This window comes from Armatimonas sp. (genome assembly GCF_043760365.1).
Classification (GTDB): Bacteria; Armatimonadota; Armatimonadia; order Armatimonadales; family Armatimonadaceae; genus Armatimonas.
The window spans coordinates 1-3,860 of sequence record NZ_JAYUPA010000679.1; the positions used below are offsets into that span (position 1 = coordinate 1).

A 3,860-nucleotide genomic window follows, 5' to 3' on the forward strand; every position below is an offset into this window, starting at 1 on the left:
GCCAGAGTCACGATCACCTGGTTTAGTAGATGAAGGCTAAGACTTCGCCGCCTACACCCAGCTTCTTAGCTTGCTTACCGGTGAGGATGCCACGCGAGGTGGTGAGAATTGCCACGCCAAGACCACGCTTGACAGAGGGGATCTCATCCGCCGGGGCATAAATACGCAGACCGGGCTTGGAGATGCGCTTGAGGCCCTGAATGACCGGGAAGCGCTTCTGACCGACGCCCGTGGCGTATTTCAGGGTGACTTTGATGCGATCTTGCGGAGTATCCGTGATCACTTCGTACTTGGTGATAAAGCCTTCCGCCTGCAAAATGCGCAGAATCTCCAACTTGATCTTGCTGGAGGGCATCTCAAGCGAGTCGTGGTTGGCCATCTGGGCGTTGCGGATACGGGTCAGCAGGTCGCCGATAGGATCGGAGATTACCATAGTTGTTGCTCCTTAATTCCTTACCAGCTCGCCTTGCGGACGCCGGGAATGAGACCACGGTGGGCCAGCTCACGGAAGGTCTGACGGCTGACGCCAAACTTTCGCATAAAACCGCTGGCGCGCCCCGTAATAGAGCAACGATTCTTAACGCGGGTCGGCGACGCGTCACGCGGCAAAAGTGCCAGCGCTTGGTAGTCGCCCTTCTTCTTAAGTTCTGCACGCTTGTCGGCATACTTCGCCACGGTGGCGATACGCCGCGCTTCGCGCGTCTTCCAGGATTCTCGGGCCATTTTTCTTCTCCAGGTCCCGACTGTGTTGATCACAACCGGGCTTTGGCGCGGGGTCATTTTAAAGCGGCCCCGCCATTTGGGTTATAGAAATTTTAGTAGCTAATATTTAGTCTAGCCACCAAAGAGGGCAGTATATCACAGATCAATCGAATGTCAATTTTCCAAAAGCATCGTTGGATCAAAACTGCCGGAGATCAGTATGGACTCGTAGTTTCCCGCGCCAAGATTCTTATCCAGTTTTGCCCGAATTGCCCGGACATTATCGTGTGGTCCATTGATGAACACAGGCTTGCCCGCTCGCCCGAACTCCAGCGAGAAAAGTGCCTGAGGCCGTCGCCCCAGCCCCTCAAGAGCACGCGCCGCGTCGGCGTGAGACTCAAGCCCCAGGGTCGCGGCGTACTCTTTGGCCCCATAGACAATCGCTTGTGCCTGTTCCACCGTAATATGACGATAGCGCCCCTCGTAGCGTGAGTACATCGCATCACGTCGAAACTCGTACTCGGGCATGTCTACACGGCGTGGCCCGTCTGCATCCTTGATCCCCAGACACCAGTAGTCCACCAGAAAGGTGCAGAGACTAAGCTTTCCCCGCCCCACGCGAGAGATTATCACGGAGCCAAGCCCGTCACGAGAATCGCCCATGGGCTTGTCATCTAATAAGTAGCGGGCTGTCATCTCATCCACCAAGCACTCATGAACCGGATCAAGCTCGCCACGTTCACGGCGCTCCTCGACAACCTGAATTGCCTGTTTCCGAATCGCCTCGCTCACCTCGGCGGGCCGCAGAGCAAGCTGCCGCGCAATCATCTTCGGGGATGCTTCCAGCCCACGCAGGCGCTGAATTTCCTGTAGTTGTTCCTCTGTCATGGCCCAAATCCTACCATGCTTTCTTGCGGTTCAACTCGCCAAGCGCGGAAAACCAGATTCAACTTCTTGACAGAGAGCGCCTCCGGGGATACATTGTAATTACGATGGTGAAGACACGTCTCGTCAAGATCGGCAACTCGCAGGGCATTCGGATTCCCAAGCTCTTGTTGGAGCAAACGCACCTCACCGACGATGTGGAGCTGGAAGTCTCGTGCGGACAGCTCATCGTCCGTGCCGCTCGCCCCACGCGGCAGGGTTGGGACTCGCAGTTTCAAGCAATGGCTCAGGCGGGCGACGATGCACTTTTAGATAGCGAATCGCTGATGCTCACGAGCTGGGAGACCGACGAGTGGAGCTGGTAGTCAAGCGCTTGGAGGTATGGCTGGTCAACCTCGACCCGACGGTGGGCAGTGAGATTCAGAAAACCCGCCCCTGCCTGATCGTCTCTCCCGATGAGCTAAACCGCAATATCGCCACGGTGATTATCGCCCCAATGACCTCGCGCGGCAGAAACTACCCTACGCGCATCCCCTGCGAGTTCCAGGAAAAGTCCGGCCAAGTCGTCCTCGATCAGCTTCGCACCGTAAACAAAACCCGCCTCACCAAGCGCCTCGGAACCCTCAGCGACTTCGAACAACGCGCCGTCCTCCAAGCCCCTTGCGGCTTCCGCTTGTAAAACCTTGAATGAAGTGCGGTAGAATGGATCCGAATCCCCCTATTCGGAGTTAAATTTCTTGAGTCAGAAACCGCACTTTGGCCTCACCGGCCTCGCCGTCATGGGCCAGAATCTCGCCCGAAATGTCGCCCACCATGGCTTCCCTATCGCCGTGCACAACCGCACTGCCAGCAAGGTGGACGAGTTTATCGCCGACTTTGGCGCCGAGGGCACTTTCGTTGGGGCACATAGCCTAAAAGAGCTTGTCGAAGCTCTCGAAGCGCCACGAACCATCTTAATCATGGTGAAAGCGGGCGGCCCCGTGGACGCCGTGATTAACGAGCTCGCCGCACTGCTCTCCCCGGGCGACACGCTGATTGATGGCGGCAACTCGCTCTACACCGACACGCAACGCCGCAATAAAGACCTCACGGCCAGGGGACTCAACTTTCTGGGTGTGGGTGTCTCGGGCGGCGAAGAGGGCGCTCTCAAAGGCCCCAGCATCATGCCCGGCGGCCAGCGCGATGCGTATGACCGAATCGCGCCGATCTTTGAGGCGATCTCCGCCAAAGTGGACGGCACGCCCTGCGTGGCCTATATCGGGGCGGACGGGGCGGGTCACTACGTCAAGATGATCCACAACGGCATTGAGTACGCCGACATGCAGCTTATCGCGGAGGCGTATGATCTCTTAAAGAATGTCTGCGGCCTTACCAATGAAGAGCTAGCCAAGACGTTTGGGGAGTGGAACGACGGCGATCTGGATAGCTTCCTCATCGAGATCACCACGCAGATCTTCCAGACAAAAGACACGCTCACCGACGGCCACTTAGTGGACTTTGTGCTCGACAAAGCGGCGCAAAAAGGCACCGGCAAGTGGACGAGCCAGAACGCGCTGGACCTTGGGATTCCCGTCACCGGTATCACCGAGGCCGTGTTTGCCCGCTGCCTCTCCGCACTAAAAGACGAGCGAGTCGCCGCCAGCACCCAGCTCCCTGGCCCGATTGGTGTGGCTTTTGAGGGGGATAAAACGGCCTTCATCAACGATATTCGGGATGCACTCTACTGCTCCAAAATAGTCGCCTACGCCCAAGGCATTCAGCAGATGGACGCGGCGGCGGCGGAGTTTGGCTGGAGCCTGAACCGTGGCGAGATCGCGACGATCTGGCGCGGGGGATGTATTATTCGCGCACGCTTCCTCGACCGCATTAAAGATGCCTACGACAACAATGCGGAGCTGGCCAATCTCATGCTTGATCCGTACTTCCGCGACGGGCTGGGCGCGCGGCAAGCGGCGTGGCGTCGTGTGGTGGGTGAAGCCGTAAAGCTCGGGGTTCCTGTCCCCGCATTTGCCTCCAGCCTGGCCTACTACGACGGCTACCGTCGCGCGTCGCTTCCGGCAAATCTGATTCAGGCCCAGCGCGACCTCTTCGGAGCCCACACCTACGAGCGTACCGACCGCGAGGGCACGTTCCACTCAAGCTGGGGCGCGTAGACGGATTTTATTTTATGGAGTACACGGAGCGATCTCCAAGCTTCATGAGAAGCGGGTAGTGGGCCTCGTACCACGCTTCGTTGGCTCCCCAGCTGGTGCGCTCGCCAGGGCCGATGAAGA

The 3,860-nt window shown here is 58.1% G+C and carries 6 protein-coding genes; 3 read left to right on the forward strand and 3 right to left on the reverse strand.

Features of this window, described 5'->3' with window-relative positions:
* Positions 1-22: 22 nt before the first annotated feature.
* From rpsH to ACH2EH_RS15830, 3 genes are all read right to left on the reverse strand, one after another.
* Positions 23-433: a 30S ribosomal protein S8 gene (gene rpsH / locus ACH2EH_RS15820; protein ID WP_309697286.1), complete on the reverse strand. Its 411-nt coding sequence runs from the start codon at positions 431-433 to the stop codon at positions 23-25.
* Positions 434-453: 20 nt separating this feature from the next.
* A complete protein-coding gene (rpsN, locus tag ACH2EH_RS15825) occupies positions 454-723 on the reverse strand; it encodes a 30S ribosomal protein S14 (protein WP_309697283.1) in 270 nt (89 codons plus the stop codon).
* Positions 724-876: 153 nt separating this feature from the next.
* The gene (locus ACH2EH_RS15830; RefSeq protein WP_395143049.1) at positions 877-1,590 is read right to left on the reverse strand and encodes a DNA-binding response regulator; all 714 of its coding nucleotides are present in this window, start codon (positions 1,588-1,590) and stop codon (positions 877-879) included.
* 104 nt (positions 1,591-1,694) lie between these two features.
* Between ACH2EH_RS15830 and ACH2EH_RS15835 the strand changes: the two genes are divergently transcribed.
* The 3 genes from ACH2EH_RS15835 to gndA are packed head-to-tail and all read left to right on the forward strand — an operon-like array spanning position 1,695 to position 3,740.
* The gene (locus ACH2EH_RS15835; RefSeq protein ID WP_395143051.1) at positions 1,695-1,952 is read left to right on the forward strand and encodes an AbrB/MazE/SpoVT family DNA-binding domain-containing protein; all 258 of its coding nucleotides are present in this window, start codon (positions 1,695-1,697) and stop codon (positions 1,950-1,952) included.
* Complete coding sequence (locus ACH2EH_RS15840) at positions 1,946-2,266, forward strand: type II toxin-antitoxin system PemK/MazF family toxin (RefSeq protein ID WP_395143054.1); 321 nt, start codon at positions 1,946-1,948, stop codon at positions 2,264-2,266. The genes ACH2EH_RS15835 and ACH2EH_RS15840 overlap by 7 nt, the downstream gene beginning before the upstream one ends.
* Positions 2,267-2,324: 58 nt before the next feature.
* Complete coding sequence (gndA, locus tag ACH2EH_RS15845) at positions 2,325-3,740, forward strand: NADP-dependent phosphogluconate dehydrogenase (protein WP_395143053.1); 1,416 nt, start codon at positions 2,325-2,327, stop codon at positions 3,738-3,740.
* The last annotated feature ends 120 nt before the right edge of the window (positions 3,741-3,860 follow it).